The sequence below is a fragment of the Flavitalea sp. genome (assembly GCF_035489435.1).
GTDB lineage: Bacteria > Bacteroidota > Bacteroidia > Chitinophagales > Chitinophagaceae > DATHKG01.
Genome location: NZ_DATHKG010000091.1, coordinates 36,510 through 55,996, shown reverse-complemented (window position 1 = coordinate 55,996; position 19,487 = coordinate 36,510). Strand labels below are relative to the sequence as shown.

The window sequence follows — 19,487 nt, the reverse complement described above, 5'->3', positions numbered from 1 at the left end:
AGTAAAAAAAGGGTTCCGTTAATGCAATCATGCTTTGGGGAATGTTTTTACTTTCCTCTCGTTTCAACAGCGATCAGTTCACCTCATATCCATTAACCAGGTAAATAGGAAGATCGAATTTAATTTCGCCGCAATCGGTTGACTGATCATAAAAATAAAAACCAAGATTCCATCGATTGCTATCATTGTTAACCCATGTATTCTTCAAAACAAGCTTACCAGTACAATTATTCCAAATGGATTCATCGCTGATTTCACCTTCCAGGGGAAACACCAGGCCATCACACGATACTTCATCAAGATCAACTGCGCCTGGCGATAAAATATTCATTTGCATTTGCAATCGCTTTTTGTATGCAAAAAGGTATTGGTTCTCAATGTGGCGACTGAAGTGTATTATACATTTCATGTCAGCCTGCACTGCCATTTTCCCTGCAGCGAAATCAATCTGCACTTGCAGCAATGGCAATTCGCTTTGCCTCCGGGATTTTAAACGCTGATTATTCCTAACTCCCAAGAGATGGTAACTTTTAAATTCAAAGTTTACAAGCATGTTTCTTTGTCCCATATCGTTATTTTTTTTAAGTGAAAGCAAGTGTTCCTCTAAAGCGATGAAATGGACCAGTGAATATGAATGCAATACCAATCGTTGTGTTAGAATGAAGAATGTAGAGAAAGACTCCGTTTGCACAGAGGACGGAATTAAAACCAACTGCCTATGAGAATACTTCCTTGAATGTAAAAAAACATCGAAAAACTGGATGATTTCTGGAGATTTGCTGCAGCACTGACAGTTCAACAGTATTATATGAATTGACCTGGCGAGTTTAAAAACAAAAGAGCCTGCAAATCAATGAGTTTGCAGGCCCTTATTTGGTCCTCTTTTATTTTTTAGTTCGATCAGATGAATATCCTTTATAGGGATACAAGGAGATATGGCCACAGACTATTTATCTACAATTGTTTCATCGGGTTTACCAGTATCTCATTTTCAGCCTGGCTTTTTAAGAAAGTAAACTCGGGCAGGTATTTTATTTCCCCCCCGTTCATAGCTGATTCGTGGGCAAGAATCCCAACACAGGTTATGTTAGCAGATTGGCTGGCATTTGGGTAGGGTTGACGTTTTTGTAAAAGTGAGTTTAAAAATTCATTGACCAGGTGTGGGTGTGATCCACCATGTCCCGATCCCTGTATAAATGAAAGGTGTTGATTTTCCTCCTGATCATAAACGCCCGAGGTAGTAAAAGCCTGAATTTCCGGTGGTAATAAATGTGCATAATCAGGGATCTTCACACGCGAAGGAATTTCACCGACATGAATAACACTGTCCTCATGCTCAATTAATGTCCATTCGAAAGATTTTTTAGAGCCATAAACATCGAAACTTTCCCTGTATTGCCTGGCGGTATTAAATAGTGACCTGGTTATCTCTGTTGAAAGGTCTGAATTGCGAAGTTTAATATGGCAACTTTCTACTGCAAAAGGAGAACCGTACTTTGAAATTAAATTTTCAGCTATTGTGCCTGAGCCAAAACATGAAACATATTCTGCTTCAGCATTTGTGAGCGCCAGCACCGGGCCAACACAATGAGTAGCATAATACATAGGAGGTAGTCCTTCCCAATAGCCAGGCCAGCCAGCCATCTCCTGCTGATGCGAAGCCCGGAGAAACTGGATCTTTCCTAACTCACCTTTTTCATACAATTCCTTAACAAATAAAAATTCACGGCTATATACAACCGTTTCCATCATCATGTAGGTTAGCCCGGTTTCTTTAACTACTTCAACAATTTGCCGGCATTCTTCAACCGTAGTTGCCATAGGAACAGTACAGGCAACATGTTTACCAGCCCTCAGGGCTGCAATTGTTTGTTTCGCGTGATGTTGAATGGGTGTATTAATATGAACAGCGTCAATTTCAGGATCCTTTAGCAATTCGTAGTAATCTTTATAAGTTTTCTCAATTCCAAACGCTTTGCTGATGTTCGCCAATTTTTTCTCGTCCCGTTGACAAACCGCATACATATTTGCAGAAGGGTGTCTTTGATAAATTGGGATAAATTCAGCTCCGAATCCTAAACCGACAATCGCTATATTGATCTTTTTTTGATTCATATGGGTATAAAGTTTTCTTTAGGTTATCATCATATAACACATAAACATTCCGATAGGAAACAGTGCGATAGTTTTCTTAGAGTTACTTTTAAAATCAGTTCGTTATTCACAGATATATGCTTTCCATAATTTTGTTAATTGTTTATCATCACGGTTACCTGTATATATTACTATCCGATAACGAAAAACTTCTGTTTGACCTTTATTCAATTTCCAGTCGCCCAGAATTTGTCTCGATGGTCCTATCCCCAGTTGAGTATCTACCCGCCATGGAACAGGGAAATCTGAATTATCGGGGTGATCGAATACAGTCATGTGACCCCAATCATCTCTTCCTGCTATCTGCACACCAACGTCTGCCCATATGGCGCGCTGCGCTTCCAAAGCCATGTTACGCTGCCCGATGGCATTGACAATTTCTCCCGGGGTGCCCTTACTCCAGGGCATCCTGATAAACAGTCCGCCCACATAAAACTTTCCAAAAGTTATATCCGTTTTTGCTTCTCCTCTCCATTCAAGATCCAGTAAATATCTGCCGTCTTCTTCCTTCAACGACCAATTGGAAGTTTCAACAAGTGTAATATTCGCTTTCTCATCAATCAGGTTATAAACGGTTTGCCATTTAACCTGGTGCCCGTTATTTTTAATAACGTTTACCAAAACACGCTGCCAGTAATCACCCTGCCATTTCATAAAATAATCCCGGCCATTTACCAGTTTCAGTCCCCAATAAATTCCTGTTTGATGCGGATGATGTTCCGGACGGTATTCGGTAAGCACACCCTTTCCGTCGGGAGCATTAATAGGATGGATATAAGGTCGCTCATCAGCTTTTGCTACCTGTGTTAATACGGTATCTTTCCTGTCCTGTTTCAATACAAAAATAGCTCCCGAAACTGCATCCTGTTTCAGCAACAAACTTTTAGCCGGACTAATTCCGGCACCTTCAGTACCACGAGGAGTTTCACAGCTAAATGTAAAAAGGATGATATAGAGGTATAAAAAAATTGGTCTGATCATTATTAATGCTTGTTGAGTTCCTTAATTTTTATACTACGATAAAATACTGTTCCTCCGCGACCTTCCAATAGAATATGGCCTAAGGCAGGCTTAGCGAAATCCGGCAGGTTTTTGTACTTACTATTTGCAACGAGATTAGTAAATTCAGGTGATCCAAGTTTATAGCTAAGAATTTTAAAACCATTTAACCAGTATTCCACCTGGCTGCCTGGAAGCACTTTTATAATGCCCTGATTCCATTCACCTGTTTTTCGTAGTGCAAACCTGTTTTTTTCGGGAGCTAACAAATCTGCCAGTGATCCAAGTGTACGGTTGCCGGATATGCCGGGCACGGAGTCATCAACAATCTGGTATTCCAAAGCGGCAACTGCTTCTCCCGCTTGTGAATTTTTACTTTGATTCACTACAAAATATTTAATCCCGCTATTCGCACCAGTAGTAAGTTTAAAATCAAACTTTAATATAAAAGTACTGAACTGTTTCTTAGTCATAATATCAAACCCGCTGCCATTTCCTGATCGGTCGGGCGTTATCAATGCACTATCCCTTATAGCCCATCCCTTTTCAGGAATTGCTGATCCGTATTTGTCTGTCCAGCCACTTGTCGATTTTCCATCCCACAACAATGAATATCCTGTTGTTTTTTCGTGTTGCGAGAGATTATTAGGAATAGTATTCACCACATAGATATCCTGTTCAGGGGAAGCTTTTATATTTTTTGTTTTTATTCGGATGTTACGAAACCTCACCTGGTTGCCGCCTGGTGGATCAGTTGGATTATTTGCATGAAGCTGAAGGCCGATAAACCCTTTGAGTGATTCAGCATCTACCAAATAAGAGATGGGAATATTATTTACCCATGTTCTTATAGTGGTTCCGAAACACTCAATTCTATATTTATTCCATTGATTATTTTTAAATGCGGTTTTGCCTGGCACATTTAGTTCTGTAGTATATAGCCATCCGCGTCGTCCTCCTTCATCGTAGATACTTCCGCTCCATCTTTGTGGTTTGGGATCTACTTCCATCTGGTATCCATGTACACGTCCGTTAAGATAATCAGCCGTGCTACGGGTTCGAAACTGGATACCCGAATTATTCATGAGGGTATCAATTGAAACCTCCAATTCAAGAATAAAATCTCCATACTCCTTTTCGGTGCAAAGAAATCCATTAGGCTGATCATGTACGTCCGTTCCGATGATCATACCGTCCTTTACTTCCCATTTATGTTTGCCATTCAGTTCTCTCCAGCCTGTAAAGTCTTTCCCGTTAAAAAGCACTTCCCAGTCACCGTTAGACTGTGCCAGCACATCTGAACACAAAAATTGTACTATTACTCCCAGTAAGACCACTGAAAATTTCATCTTTCTCATATTCAAACTTTGGGTAAATAATAAAAACATGTTTACTTTTTGGGATGAGAATTTATCATTGTTTGCCAGGCAGTGCAAAAGCAACATATTTATCACCCGACTTTGTTCTCTGTTTGCCTCCACCACCACAAGCTATAACTACATATTGTTTGCCATTCACTTCATACACGGAAGGAGTTGCAATACCTGCAGCGGGCAGATCTGCTTCCCATAATAATTCCCCAGTCCTTTTATTGAAAGCCCTGATTTTTTCATCTCTCGTTGCAGCTATAAATATTATCCCTCCCGCAGTAACAGCGGATGATCCGAAGTTTTCACTGCCGGCATGAATGCCTTTTGCTTTCAATTCGGGATAGTCTCCAATTGTCTTTTTCCAAACCTCTTCTCCAGTATTAAGATTAATAGCTGTAAGATGTCCCCATGGTGGTTTTACCGCCGGGTAGCCCTGGCTGGTTAAAAACTTACCACCTTCAAGGCGGTAAGGACTTTTAAAATAACTGGGCTGTTTTTCGTCATTTTCTGAAACCCTAAACTCCTCTTTTTGTTTGGAGGTAATATTCAGCACATAAGAAGCTACAGCCGTTTTTTGTTCTTCATTCAAATGACCAAAAGGCGGCATATTATTTCTTCCTGATGTAATGAGGCTTTTAAAAGTTGCTTCAGTATATTTCACGCCGGTATTTAAATTGCTTCTTTTTTCGATTCCTACCAATGATGGGTTCGCCGCCAATGCCGGATTGGTTTCCCCCCCTCTCCTGTCATTGCCATGGCACCCGCTGCACTGTGATTCAAATAAAGATTTCCCGACTTCGAGGTTTGTTCTCACTCGCCTTGTTTTATCAGGTTGATTAACATCTGTCAAGCGAACTACCCAGGGCGACTCATTGCCGTTGACATACATGATGCCGGTTGTTGGATCATAAGAAGGCCCTCCCCATTCATTTCCACCATTCCATCCAGGATTTTGCAAAGTTCCTTGTGAAGAAGGCGGATTCCACATATTACCTGTTTTATAAGATCTGAATTTTTGCAGGATATCCTGATACGAAGAATCAGATATGCCTTCCCGAAACAGGTCATCTTCCGTAAGTACCTGGCGTACGAATGGTTTAAAAAATGTAGGAACCGGTTGCGTTGGCGAAGTCTTTTCTCCATCAAGAGTTGAGGATGGTACAGGCACTTCCTTTATTGGATGAATAGGTTTACCTGTTACCCTGTCGAACATAAATATAAATCCCTGCTTGGTTAACTGCACTGCGACATCTACTTTCTTGCCATCTTTTGTTATGGTAGCCATGATGGGATGTGTAGGAATATCATAGTCCCAAAGATCATGATGCACAACCTGGTAATGCCATATCAGGCGGCCTGATGCGGCATCCAGCGCCAGTACCGAGTTCGCGTAAAGATTATTCCCTTTCCTGTTACCGCCATAAAAATCCGGTGTAGCAGAACCCGTGCCCGCAAACACCATTCCTCTTTTTTCATCGAGGCTGAATCCTCCCCACACATTGGCTCCACCTACATATGTATATGCATCTGGATTCTCCCATGATTCATAACCTGGTTCACCGGGATGTGGAATGGTATGAAATATCCATCGTTGTTTTCCGGTATGTACATCATAGGCCCTGATATGCCCGGGTGCAGATTGCGCTGCTTCAGATAAACGGGAACCCATAATGATCAGATCTTTATAAATAATTCCCGGGCTGGTATTGCTTATATGCAAATCATCCGCATTTTTTATCTCTAAGCCATCATGCAGATCAACGATGCCATTATTTCCGAACGATTTAATAAGCTTCCCGGTCAGTGCATCGATGCAATATAATGCATGTCCTCCCCCGGGTGTGTATAAGATCCGTTGGTCGTTCTCACCACCATTATAATAAGCAACGCCTCTTGAAATTTTTGTAGAAGTGGCGAAATTGCCACGGCCAATGTTTTTACCTTTCTCCGGAACGGTTCCCGGATCATACACCCATTTTTCTTTTCCGGTAGCCGCATCCAGCGCAAATAATTTAAGTTGCGGATTAAGTCCGTAAAGAATACCATTTACAACAATAGGATTTGTTTTCATATCCGTTGTATTAGTGGCAGAAGCCTGTCCGGAGGCATAAGTCCAGGCAACCGTGAGTCCCTTCACATTTAGTGTGTCTATTTCCGTTAGGCCTGAGTATTTTATATTTTCGCTGCTACCGCCATATGCCTGCCAATCTTTATAAGTCTTACTATCTTCGTTACAAGCGGTTGCAGTAAGGAAGACAACACCAACCAACATCATCCTCGCCGAATCGATAATTTTAATACGGATCATCTCCTGGTTTTTTCTTGTTTTAATTTGTAATATTTTTTGGTTAGCAGCCTGTTCAATATCCTGGGTTCTGCGTGAGAACTGATTTTCCATCTTTTTTCGACAGATCAATCTGGGTCTGAGGAATAGGTCTTACTTCGTGTTGGCCTACCAGGAAAACTTTATTCGCTAAAGACGGCAATATTTTACCGTCAACACTCAAGTACTTGTTCAGCACTGGTCCAATAATCCCCCAACGTACCAGGTCAAAAAATCTTGCACCTTCACACGCAAACTCAAGTCGCTCTTCATGGCGAATAGCCAGTCTTGCCGCAGCCTGTGTTGCAAAATCTCCGGGATAAGGTTCTACTATATAGTTAGCTGCGGGATCGCCGTTGCTAAACCTGACCACAGAAGATTTTTTGGCCCTGTTCCTGATCTCATTAACCAGCGTAGTGGCATTATGAATTGAACCTATTTCTGTTTCACATTCTGCGAGCCAGAGAATAACATGACTTAATTTATATTTACGAAAGTTATTCGCATTAGCTCCGGGACGAACAGTGGTGCTGGAAAAAATATTCTTCTCAGATTTCAGATAGGTTGATTTTTTTGAATAATAAGGCCCCCCATTAGCCGGGTCACGAATCCAGGAGATATCCGGAATTCCCCAATCAAAATCCGGAACGCCTGGCCTGGCAATAGTCCAGTCAAGACGTGGATCCACGGGAAGTTTATAGGGAACAGTTTTGCCTGTAGGATCAAAAGGAAGAATTTCATTTGCATTATAGGTAGTAGCATCCGGATTCAATGGAAGGCCATTGTTATCAACTCTGAAAGCGCTTACCAATGCATGTGAGGGCTGAAAAAAATTGCTCGATGATTTAAAAGTCGGAGAATTGAGTGCGTCTGCAATGTTTGCATTATCCGCGCCAAAACCATCGTTCACAGCATATTGAATTTCAAAAATTGATTCGGAATTATTGACGGTTGCAATCAGGAAATTCTGGATAAAATCCGGAACCAATGTATATCCTCCATTTGTGTATACATCTCTGAGTAACGGCATGGCCTTGTCATATTTTTGTTGCGACATATAAACCCTCGCAAGAAATGTTTTCGCTGCCCAGCTTGTTGCTCGTCCTTTATCAACCCATCTTCCCGGAAGATTTGTTATTGCAAATTGCAGGTCAGCTTCCATTTCTGCCCAAAGCAAATGATCATTGGGAACCTCTGTTGGATTAGGGGTATTTTCGTCTATATAGGGAACTTTTCCGTGAACAATCGTTAGTTCATTATAAAAATGAGCACGAAGAAAACGCGCCTGCGCCTGTGCCTGAAGTTTTTCAACATCTGTCATTCCTGTTGCCAGTTGAACAGCCTTCAGAACATCATTACAACGAACTACTCCATCATACCCCAGCATCCAATGGCTATTCACGTATGTATTATCGGCCGTTAAATAAAAGCCTGCAATATCATTGATTAATGCCTGGTCGCCGGAATTAGAGCCCTTATATGCATCTCCACCTGCAACACTTCCCCAAACCCAATTCGACACACCCGAAGACCATGCCTGGGGCTGCGCACTTTTATTATTTGCACCATCTACATCTGCATAGGCGCCAATCAAAAGCAAATTAACACCATCCTTGTTCAATAAAGTTTCAAAGCTGGCCTGGCCCTTTGGCTTAATGGTCAACCACTCCTTTTTACATGATGTAAGTAAGAGTATAAAACTTGTCAATGTAAAAACCAGTATCTTTTTCATATAACAATTATTAGAATAGTTAAGCTAGCCTGTTTAGAATTTCAAATTTACACCGAGCATAAAAATTTGGGAGGTGGGATAAACAGAATTATCGACCCCCTGTTCTGCCACTTCGGGATCTAAACCAGAGTATTTGGTTATTGTAAAGAGGTTTATTGCCTGTACATAAACACGCAGGTTGGTTACTTTGATCTTCGAAAGCAGCGTCGGTGAAAAGTTATAACCCAACTGCAGATTTTTTAACCTGGCGTAGTCCCCGTCCTCAACAAAAAAAGTAGAGGGTAATTGCATGTTAGCATCGCTATTAATAGTAATGGGAACGGTTATTTTTGAGCCGCTGGCGTAACGCTCAGGGGTCCATGATTCATAAAGTCTTTTTCTGAGGTAGTTACCATCGTTACGTATAAACAGCATATTACGGCTAACAGAATTGATAATTTTTCTTCCCTGCAGCCCCTGCAAAAAGATATTCAGATCCCAATTCTTATAACTCAGGTCAATATTAAATCCATAAGTATAGTCCGGGTATCCATCACCAATAAATGTACGATCCAGGGGAGTTATTTTTCCATCGCCATTTACATCCTGGAATTTAAATACACCGGGCATGCTGTAAACATCCACCCCAGCCACATTCGGGTTATATTTTGGCCATTTGTTAACCTCTTCCTGCGTATTGAATATACCTTCTACTACATATCCATAAAATGCATCAAGCGGTTGCCCTGTTACTGTAGCGGTATTAAAGCTTGCTTCTGTTGCATTTCCATAACGGATTTCCGAAGGATTCCCATTTAATTTAACCACTTCGTTTCTGAAGTGTGAGATATTGGCATTTACCGAGAAATTGAAATCCTTACCCACTTTACCACGGTAAGTTAGATTGAGGTCAAAACCTTTATTTTGCATTTCGCCGATATTAACATTAGGAAGATTTACTTCGCCCCATGTAGCCGGCTTTTGATCATTATAAAGCATATCTGTAGTAGAACGCGTGTAAACATCCAGGCTTGTTTCAAATTTTGAATCGAACAATACTAAGTCAAGCCCCAGGTTATTAGCTACGCTGGTTTCCCATCTCGCATTAGGATTGCCAAGTGTGGATTGGTGAATACCCGCAACAGAAGAACTTCTGCTTGAACCGGAAATATTGTAGTAAGATTCACTCCCATTGGCTATGTAGGTCGTATATGCATTGTAGTTACCCACATTGTCATTACCATTTTTTCCCCAGCCCACCCTTAGTTTCAGGTCATTAATCCAGCTAACATCCTGCATAAAGTCTTCCTGTGAAATTCTCCAGCCAACAGAGAATGCAGGAAATGTTCCTGACTGGTATTGATTGATAAACCTGGAAGAGGCGTCCTGGCGAAGCGTTCCTTCGAAAAGATATTTTCCCTGGTAATCATAGTTTATACGTCCGAAATAAGAAAAAAGTCTTGATTGATCAAATGTGCCTGAATTGGTCACATCTTTCTGACCCGAACTTAACACCATATAATTAGGATCTGTAAAAGCATAGGTTGAACGACCACCGGTTACGAATTCTGAATAGTTGTCGACAGCTTCCATTCCCACAAGGACACTTACACGGTGATCGTCGTGAATAAGCTTCGTGTAGTTTAGGGTGTTAGCCCAGTTGTACTGCCTTGCGTTTGTGGCAGTGGTGCTTAATGTACTTACGAGTTGTGTCTGGTTGAATTCAGGATCCATCAGGTTACGGTCTAAGGAACTGTTTGCATCATAACTAAACCCAAACAGCGACTTAAATACGAGATCCTTCATTAAAGATATCTGAACATAGGAACTGGCCTGTAAGAGCAAACCCCGTGTATAATCATTATTGTTACGAACAAGATCCGCAACTGCGTTCCGGCCGTTCCCGGTGACTGGCGATTTTGACCCTGCAAAATTTCCCCGAATATCATAGATAGGAATTAGCGGGCTAAGCGTAAGCGTTGTATTGATTGGACCCGTTCCGTTTGTTCCTGTGAAATTGTTAAAAGTGGCACCCATGCTAATTCCTGCTTTCAGCCATTTGTTCACTTTTACATCGCCGTTAGACCTTAGAGAATAACGTTTATAGCCATTCGATGTGCGCCCGTTTATATCATCTCCACCATAATTAAGGATACCTTTCTGATCCAAATAACCGGCAGATAAAGAATAATTATTTTTACCGGCAGTTCCTCCACTGATATTAATATTATATTCCTGTACCGGAGCCCTGCTGAATATTTGTTCATACCAATCGATATCTCCTTTATTGGTTTTGGTGATAGCATTATAAGGATTAGGCCAGCTATAAGTACTTTCATCTACCTGCCCCACCATTCCGCCTGCCGGCAGTATATAATCCGGAACTACCGGGGTAGCTCCATAGCCGTACTGTGCAGTACCCCATCCCGGATCACCTTGACGAAGACCCATGTTTTTAAACTTCTGCCACAAATTCTCCCCGGCTTCTGCAGAGTTCATCAGATCCGGGCGATTGGTTTTTTGTTGAAAACCGGTACGGACATCAAAACTTAAAACCGGCGCACCGGATGTACCGTGTTTAGTGGTAATAACAATTACACCATTTGCGGCGCGCGATCCATATATGGCAGACGAAGACGCATCCTTCAATACCGTCATGGATTCGATATCGTTCGAATTAATATTATCCATGGTCGTTCTCGGAATACCGTCAATAATATATAATGGGTTATTATTACCCAGCGAGCCATAACCCCGTACCCGCACACTGGATGTGGCACCCGGGGCATTATTGTTTGTAACGGTAACACCGGCTACCCTGCCCTGGAGTCTTGAGGCAGGATCACCGACAGGACTAACGCGCAATTGTTCTTCTTTAACCGTAGCAACTGCACCGGTCAGACTCTTTTTAGTTTGAACACCATAACCCACCACCACCACATCCTGCAGAGCCGAGCCGTCACGAACCATCGTTACATCAATAATTGACTTGTCAGTAACCGGCACTTCCTGGGTGGTGAATCCAACAAAGGTAACCACGAGTACTGAAGATGAATTAGGAACACGAATAGAAAAATTACCACTTGAATCTGTTAAGGTGGCAATGTTTGTATTTTTTACACTAACACTGGAACCAGATAACTCTTTTCCATCCTGGTCCAGAATTCTCCCGGTAACCTGGTGATCCTGGGCAATTACCTGAAAGGAAAAGTTCATTAAGAGAAAAAAAACGATGATAAAATGTTTGCTTTTCGCGGAAAAGAAAAAACGATTTTGGCCAGTTGAATTGGCATTCCCCCGGGTAGGGTTCAGTTGAAAATATTTCATATAAGAAGCAATTAAGTTTGGCAGAAAAAAAATGCTGGAATAAAGGAAATCCATTTTAACTACAAAGGATTGCTTTTTAATATCCGATTATAACTGAATTATATCAGAATATATGACAAGTGTGTTATGTTTATGAAAAAATTTGCCTATATGAAGTTTATTCAAAAATCTCCTATTCCAGAATCAAAAGTGTTTGTAGCAAAAGAATTGCATCAGCCTCATTTCGATACTACTTTTCATTTTCACCCGGAGCATCAATTATTTTTAGTTTTAAAAGGAGAAGGAATGCGGTTTGTGGGTGATGTAATAAAACCTTTTAAGGAAGGAGACCTGGTATTTACCGGCCCGAATGTACCCCATGTCTGGAGGAATGATATTGCCTACTTTGATAAGAAAAATAAACTCGACGCAGCCGGAATCGTGATCTATTTTCATGATCATTTTTTAGGTGAGACCCTTCACCATAAAGAAGAACTTGAAAATATTCATCATTTGTTGCGAAAATCTGTGCGTGGTCTGGAAATAACTGGTACAACAAACCAGGAGGTGAGCAGGATGATGAAAGATTTATTAAAGTTATCGGGTGTTGATAGTATTATCCAGGTTTTAAAGATTTTGGATTTAATAGCCAAGTCCCCGGAATGCCATTTTATTACACATACACACTATGTTGCTTCTCATACTGATGAAGAGAAGGATAGAATGAACAAGGTGTACGAACATGTAATCAAAAACTTCCAACGTAAAATAGCGCTTAAAGAAGTTGCAGATATCGCCAATATGACCCTTACTTCATTTAGCAGGTATTTTAAATCGCGGGTTAATAAATCATTTTCTGATTTTTTAAAAGAGATCAGGATTGATTACGCAGCCAAACTCCTTAATGAAGGAGAATTAAGTATTGAACAGGTATGTTATGAATCCGGCTTTTCTACACTTTCTAATTTTAATAAACAATTCAAAGGTGTAACAGGTAAGCAACCGCTGAAATACAGGAACGAGTACATGAAGGTAAAAATCGATGCTTACAGTGATTTTTAAAGAAAGTTGCGCTGTTAATACTCTCTGTAATACCAAGGTGAATCCCGATGGCAAATTGAGCAAGTTGTTCGAAGATTGCTATGACATAAAAAAACCCACCAACTTAATTTAAGCCGGTGGGTGAAGTTCACCTTTGCTAAAGCTACGGTGAACAATGTCGGGGCGGCAGGATTCGAACCTGCGGCCTCCAGGTCCCAAACCTGGCGCGATACCGGGCTACGCTACGCCCCGATCCTGTTACCGCTTTTTATATTTTTAATCTGCAATCTCTCTCACCTTTTAATCCCCACTCCTTACTTACTAATCTTCAATCTCCCTTTCTAATTCCTGTTCCCATTTACCTTTCTTCACTGGCGGACCGCGTCCGCCATAGCTCGCCTCACAAATTCACTTTCCATTTAATTAGCCCACCTGTTCTAAAAAAAGCCGGTGAGCGACGGCGGAGAGGGAGGGATTCGAACCCTCGATACAAGTTTAAGCTCGTATAACGGTTTAGCAAACCGGCCCTTTCGGCCACTCAGGCACCTCTCCGAGCCCTTTTTTCGGGAGGGCAAAAATAGGGAAAAGTATTGTCAATTGTAATTGTTAACTGACAATTTCACAGATTTTTTTTCGGAGAGCCGGAAACTCGTTCCTGCCACTGATTCTGAGTATCAAAAATACAAAAAGAACTATGGGACCATATTGCCACTTTTAACAAATACCAAATGGATTCAAACCCGGAAAACTGCTGCCTGTTACATAGCAGCCAACTGAACTTTCTGCTGGAGTTCCACTACGCTTTCACGGAACGTGCTATCAGTATCCATCAGATCTTTCACAGTCTGGCAAGAGTGAATGACTGTTGTGTGATCGCGTCCGCCAAAATGTTCACCAATGGTTTTGAGTGAATTTTTTGTAAAAGCTTTGGCAAGATACATTGTGATTTGCCGGGCCTGAACAATTTCCCGCTTGCGGGTTTTCTGAAGAAGTTTATCGTAAGGAACATCGAAGTATTCGCATACCATTTTCTGGATGGTCTCTATCGTTATTTCTTTACTGCTTGTTTTCACAAAATTTCTGAGTACGCGTTTCGCTAAATCAAGGTCAATTTCACGCTTGTTGAGCGAAGACTGTGCCAACAATGATATAAGTGCTCCCTCAAGCTCCCGGACATTGCTGTTGATATTATAGGCAAGATATTTAACCACTTCACGCGGCATATCCAAACCATCATTTTTCATTTTTCTTTCGAGGATCTCGATCCTTGTTTCATAATCCGGAATCTGAAGATCTGCACTTAAACCCCAACGAAAACGACTCAACAATCTTTCCTGTACGCCCTCAAGATCTTTTGGCGGTTTGTCTGAAGAAAGTATAAGTTGTTTACCACTTTGGTGAAGGTGATTAAATATCGCAAAAAAAGCATCCTGTGATTTTTCCGCACGATTGAAGAACTGAACATCATCAATGATCAACACATCTACCAATTGATAAAAATGTATAAAGTCATTGATTGCATTATTGCGGCTGTGATCCTGGAACTGGTTAATAAATTTTTCAGAACTCACATACAAAACCACTTTATTTGGCATCATACGTTTTGTTTCGTTGCCAATCGCCTGGGCAAGATGCGTTTTACCAAGACCCACGCTACCATATATAACCAGCGGATTAAAAGAACTGGAACCAGGTTTTTCAGCAACCGTTTTACCGGCCCTGCGTGCAACCCTGTTAGAATCACCTTCAATAAAATTATCAAATGTATAGATGGGATTCAATTGCGAATCGATCTGCATTTTTTTCAGACCGGGAATCACAAAAGGATTCTTAACGGGATTGTGTATGATTAAGGGAAAATCCATTTCATTATTCGAAAAGGTTTTATACCCATGAGCAGGAACATCCATTGTAAGTGGTTTGTGGGCATGATTACCACTGTCAACCATAATGCGATATTCTAATTGAGCATCTTTACCAAGTACACGACGCAAAGTCTTTGCCAATAAATTTACATAGTGTTCTTCAAGATACTCATAAAAGAACTGACTTGGAACCTGAATTACCAGGATGTTTGATTTTAATTCAACCGGGGCGATAGGTTCAAACCAGGTTTTGTAATGCTGCCACTCGACAATATCTTTAATTATTTCCAGACAATTACTCCAAACTTTATCGAAGGACTTAGCCATTATGCAATAGCGATTTTTAGAATGAGTTAAAGTTTTTTACTCCTCCATTAACACAATTTCACAAGACTTAGATAATAAGTTCTCCACAAAAAATTAACGTAGGGGAGCGAATATCAAAACTTTTTTTTGAAAAAAAAATTTTTTATTCGTTTGATGTTTCAACTATACAACCATGCGTCTTAATCCCATTGTATATTTGTTTGGATGATACCATTCGCACTAGACTGAAACACTGACCGGTAGCGGGTTTTATTAAAACCGTCGTTTAAGAAAATAATAAGAAAAATAAGTTGGCATAATATCTTTTTTTAAAGGGCTTGATATTTATCAAGAATAAAAAACGGCTATGGATTTATGCAACAAGTTGTGTTTAGAAGGGACTATCAACAAGGAAAAAAAATCTTAAAAATTAAACGGATGACGTTATGGGGATTTTTTTTCGATATCTCTTGAAGATACAAATTATTTTAGTCGGCTGATGGTTAAAATTTCTTTTTAAAAAGAATTAGACAAACAATAAGCTTTGCATTGTTTTCATCCAGATTTTGCAAGAAAAAACCCGACAACGTTTCTAACTATTTACATTTCAATGACCCCAAACCGGGAATAATATAGTGTATTTTTGCTGTAATATTTTAGGATAAATACCTAACACCATGCAAAAATCAATTTCGCTAAAATTGCTTCCTTCAGAAGCAAACGATGATAACATTATACAACAGTATGCTGCTCAATCACTCAGCATCTCCCCAACTGAAATTTCAGGCTTCATTATTAACAAAAAATCTATTGATGCACGCGGAAGACAAACTTATATTCTTCTCAATCTTCTAATATATATCAATGAGCCATTTCATAATGAGAAAGTGATCAGGATCAACTTTCCCGATGTTACCCAGTCACCCCAAAAAATTATTGTTGTCGGTGGTGGCCCTGCAGGGTTGTTTGCTGCCTTGAAACTAATCGAAAATGGAATCCGGCCTATTGTTCTTGAAAGGGGAAAAGATGTTCGGTCAAGGCGAAGAGATCTTGCCGCACTTAACAAGGACGGATTGGTGAATCCTGAAAGTAATTATTGCTTTGGTGAAGGCGGAGCCGGAACATACAGTGATGGAAAGTTATATACCCGCAGCACAAAAAGAGGAGATTTACAAAGAGTTCTTTCCCTTTTGTTTCAGTTTGGTGCACCTGAGTCTATTTTATACGATGCTCATCCGCATATCGGAACCAATAAACTGCCGCAGATTATTACTGCTATGCGTAAACAAATCGAAGATGCGGGGGGATTATTCCTATTCGAAAAAAAAGTAACTGATTTTATAATTAATAAGGATCGCATAAATGGCGTTACTGTCGAAGGCGGGGAACAATTCGATGCAAATGCAGTGATCCTTGCAACAGGTCATTCGGCACGCGATATATTTATGCTGCTTCACCGGAAGAACATCCTGGTTGAAGCAAAACCGTTCGCTTTGGGTGTCCGTATAGAACATCCCCAGCAACTTATTGACTCCATCCAATATCATTGCCCTGTTCGTGACGAGTTTCTGCCTCCGGCAGCTTATAGTCTCGTGCAACAGGTAAGTAACCGGGGCGTATTTTCATTTTGTATGTGTCCTGGCGGTATAATCGCTCCCGCAGCTACTAATCCGGGAGAAATAGTTGTAAACGGATGGTCACCATCAAAACGAAACAATCCTTTTGCAAACAGTGGCATGGTTGTGTCTGTCGAACCAAAAGATTATTGGGATGGAGAAACCAGCAATCCACTTGCTGCAATGGAATTTCAGGCCAGCGTTGAACAAAAGGCATTTATCGCCGGAGGCGGGAGCCTGGTAGCCCCGGCCCAACGGGTAGTTGATTTTGTTGAGGGAAAAATTTCAGCATCTTTACCTGACTGCTCCTATCTTCCAGGCATCCGATCAGCAGAGCTAAATACAGTACTACCACGGTTTATCAGCGATTCTTTGCGTGCAGCACTGCCAATGTTTGGCAAGAAGATGCGGGGATATTACACAAACGAAGCAATAATGGTTGCAACAGAGTCAAGAACCTCTTCACCTGTGCGCATTCCACGCGATTCTTTAACGCTTCAACATCCGCAGGTAAAAAATCTCTATCCATGTGGTGAAGGTGCGGGTTATGCGGGCGGTATTGTGAGCGCAGCAATGGATGGAGAGCGCGTAGTCAGCGCGATCCTGGCTGTGTTGAATCCGGTTGGTTCTTAACATCGTTGTTTAACTCATTATCAGTTTTCTTCTTTGCTAACAGCAACTGATTTTTGATCAGGGTGTTTTTTTTATGAGAAATCTTTTCAGACTTAAGATCTCTTTTGTTCTTTTGATTTTTATCCATTAAGATATCGAGAGACGGCTCCCCCGCATCAACCCAGCAGGTATACCAGAAATCTGCGACAAGATTCACAGCCAGCAGCATTTGCAGGTTAACGCTCTTGCCTATGCGTTGATAGTAAGCCTTTGCAAAATCTGTATTGTATGTTTTAACTGTCTTACCTTTTCTTACCTGGATACGATACCTGGAATCGCCGGGGAAATCTTTGGCAGTTAAAGCTTCTTTCTTCAACATATCATCTACAAGCAGGTATGAAGTCCGGAGTGCACCCCAGATCGCCTGTTCGGGATTTTTCAGGTAAGTAACCTTATATGGAATGTACAATTCAAACTGATCCAGGTAGAGCTCGGGCATCATCGATTCCCATAAACTATGCAAACCCTGCTGGCCGGTAAGTTGTCCATCATAATTCAAAGTGGTATGCAGCGGTACATGTGCATCAGCCACATAATGTGCAAGATCAGCAGCATGAAAAAGTATGGAATCTTTGTCCCATGCTTTAAAAGCCGCGGTGAGCCTGTTTTTCGATTCAATCACCTGGTATGGAAGGTACCCATATTTCTGGAGTGAATCTTTGCCATATTTCGCAAGGGCATCTGTGTATTTGAAAGGCATTTTCCATGCTCCCAGCTGATCCGGATCATAGGCTTCAAAATCAATAAAATGTTTTGGCGCTTCGAGTGAATCTTTGTCTCTCCGGGTATCGGCCCTTACTGATTCCTTTACCAGGTAGTCAAGATTCTGATGGAAAAACAAGCCCATTGAGTTGGGAAGAATGTAAATAGCTAATTGGTTTATGGACCGGTGAACCAGGAATCCCCAGCTGGTACAACAGAAACTGATCACAACCAGGATCAATAACGAACAGAAACGGGAAAATGGTTTTTTCATAACTGCAACAAATAAAACATAAATCTGCGACTGATGAGAATGGAAATTTCAAACTTATGTATCAATAAAACGCATTGCCGGCCAAATAATTTTTCGACCACTCAATAATAAAACCCGAAATTGCGATGCACTCATTCATAGTTTTTGTATCATCACAAAACTAACTGGAGTCACATGCCCGGGGCTCCCCAATTAAACCTGTTTGTAATGAATATTCTCGAAGTAAAAAATCTTAAAAAATATTATGCAACCCAGAAAGCGGTTGATGATATAAGCTTCTCACTCGCACCCGGAAGCATATTTGGACTGCTGGGGCCAAACGGCGCAGGGAAAACCACCCTGATCCGGATGATTACCGGTATATTTTACCCGGATGAAGGTGAAATTCTTTTCCAGGGCAAACCTTTTAATGCAGCTGACCATGTGATTAATATCGGTTATATGCCAGAAGAGCGTGGACTCTACAAAAAGATGAAGATTGGTGAACAAGCGGTTTATCTCGCACAATTGAAGGGCCTTAGTAAGTCAGAAGCCATGCGAAAGGTAAAAGAATGGTTTGTGCGTTTCCAGATGGAGAGCTGGTGGAACAAAAAAGTGGAAGATCTGAGTAAAGGCATGGGCCAGAAACTGCAGTTCGTGACAACCGTGTTACATGAACCCAAACTTATTATACTGGATGAACCCTTCAGTGGACTGGATCCTGTTAATTCAAATCTGATTAAGGACCAGATCTATCAGTTGGCGAAAAACGGAAGTAGTATCATATTCTCCACCCACCGCATGGAGCAGGTAGAAGAGATCTGCGATCATATTATCCTTGTAAACAAAGGACAAAAGGTTGTTGATGGTACTGTGCATGATGTTAAGCAGCGGTATAAAGAAAATCTTTATTCCATCAGTATTGACAGATTACCAGCAATTATTGAATCTCCTTATTTTGAAGTGATAGGTCAGAAAGACAATCATAACCTGGTCGTGAAAATACAGGATGGATACAGGTCGAACGATGTGTTAAGACATTTCATCCAGGGTGAAGCCAATGTAAACAGCTTCCACGAGATTCTCCCTTCCCTGAATGATATCTTCATAAAACTCGTTGAAGGGACCCCACTTACACGCCAATTTCAAAAAGTAACTGCTTAAAAAAA

At 41.0% G+C, this 19,487-nt stretch carries 12 protein-coding genes and 2 tRNA genes; 3 read left to right on the top strand and 11 right to left on the bottom strand.

Annotation, left to right across the window (positions count from 1 at the left end):
• Positions 1-73: 73 nt before the first annotated feature.
• From VK664_RS14220 to VK664_RS14190, 7 genes are all read right to left on the bottom strand, one after another.
• Positions 74-568, bottom strand: coding sequence for a hypothetical protein (locus VK664_RS14220; RefSeq protein WP_461399341.1), 495 nt, complete (start codon positions 566-568; stop codon positions 74-76).
• Positions 569-954: 386 nt separating this feature from the next.
• Complete coding sequence (locus tag VK664_RS14215; protein WP_461399340.1) at positions 955-2,115, bottom strand: Gfo/Idh/MocA family protein; 1,161 nt, start codon at positions 2,113-2,115, stop codon at positions 955-957.
• A 102-nt stretch (positions 2,116-2,217) separates the two neighbouring features.
• Positions 2,218-3,135, bottom strand: a complete 918-nt coding sequence (locus tag VK664_RS14210) for a DUF6807 family protein (protein WP_461399339.1) — start codon at positions 3,133-3,135, stop codon at positions 2,218-2,220.
• Between the two features lie 2 nt (positions 3,136-3,137).
• Entirely contained in the window at positions 3,138-4,511 is a 1,374-nt protein-coding gene (locus VK664_RS14205) for a 3-keto-disaccharide hydrolase (protein WP_461399338.1), read from the bottom strand.
• A gap of 55 nt (positions 4,512-4,566) precedes the next feature.
• Positions 4,567-6,921, bottom strand: coding sequence for an outer membrane protein assembly factor BamB family protein (locus VK664_RS14200; RefSeq protein WP_461399337.1), 2,355 nt, complete (start codon positions 6,919-6,921; stop codon positions 4,567-4,569).
• Positions 6,884-8,578, bottom strand: a complete 1,695-nt coding sequence (locus VK664_RS14195) for a RagB/SusD family nutrient uptake outer membrane protein (protein WP_461399336.1) — start codon at positions 8,576-8,578, stop codon at positions 6,884-6,886. The genes VK664_RS14200 and VK664_RS14195 overlap by 38 nt, the downstream gene beginning before the upstream one ends.
• A 33-nt stretch (positions 8,579-8,611) precedes the next feature.
• Positions 8,612-11,884 carry a SusC/RagA family TonB-linked outer membrane protein gene (locus tag VK664_RS14190; protein WP_461399335.1) on the bottom strand — a complete coding sequence of 1,091 codons (3,273 nt, stop codon included), beginning with the start codon at positions 11,882-11,884 and terminating at the stop codon, positions 8,612-8,614.
• Between the two features lie 150 nt (positions 11,885-12,034).
• Here VK664_RS14190 and VK664_RS14185 point away from each other — a divergent pair, with 150 nt between their 5' ends.
• Complete coding sequence (locus tag VK664_RS14185; protein WP_461399334.1) at positions 12,035-12,925, top strand: AraC family transcriptional regulator; 891 nt, start codon at positions 12,035-12,037, stop codon at positions 12,923-12,925.
• A 157-nt stretch (positions 12,926-13,082) separates the two neighbouring features.
• Here the strand turns inward: VK664_RS14185 and VK664_RS14180 are convergent.
• The 3 genes from VK664_RS14180 to dnaA all read right to left on the bottom strand — a co-directional run bounded on the left by VK664_RS14180 (position 13,083) and on the right by dnaA (position 15,096).
• Positions 13,083-13,156: transfer RNA gene (locus VK664_RS14180), tRNA-Pro, on the bottom strand.
• Between the two features lie 209 nt (positions 13,157-13,365).
• Positions 13,366-13,456, bottom strand: a tRNA-Ser gene (locus tag VK664_RS14175).
• 206 nt (positions 13,457-13,662) lie between these two features.
• The gene (gene dnaA, locus VK664_RS14170; protein ID WP_461399333.1) at positions 13,663-15,096 is read right to left on the bottom strand and encodes a chromosomal replication initiator protein DnaA; all 1,434 of its coding nucleotides are present in this window, start codon (positions 15,094-15,096) and stop codon (positions 13,663-13,665) included.
• Between the two features lie 656 nt (positions 15,097-15,752).
• Between dnaA and VK664_RS14165 the strand changes: the two genes are divergently transcribed.
• Positions 15,753-17,324, top strand: a complete 1,572-nt coding sequence (locus VK664_RS14165; RefSeq protein WP_461399332.1) for an NAD(P)/FAD-dependent oxidoreductase — start codon at positions 15,753-15,755, stop codon at positions 17,322-17,324.
• Here VK664_RS14165 and VK664_RS14160 read toward each other — a convergent pair.
• Entirely contained in the window at positions 17,284-18,339 is a 1,056-nt protein-coding gene (locus VK664_RS14160; protein ID WP_461399331.1) for a zinc dependent phospholipase C family protein, read from the bottom strand. The genes VK664_RS14165 and VK664_RS14160 overlap by 41 nt on opposite strands.
• Before the next feature lie 207 nt (positions 18,340-18,546).
• Between VK664_RS14160 and VK664_RS14155 the strand changes: the two genes are divergently transcribed.
• A complete protein-coding gene (locus VK664_RS14155; protein ID WP_461399330.1) occupies positions 18,547-19,482 on the top strand; it encodes an ABC transporter ATP-binding protein in 936 nt (311 codons plus the stop codon).
• Positions 19,483-19,487 lie beyond the last annotated feature (5 nt).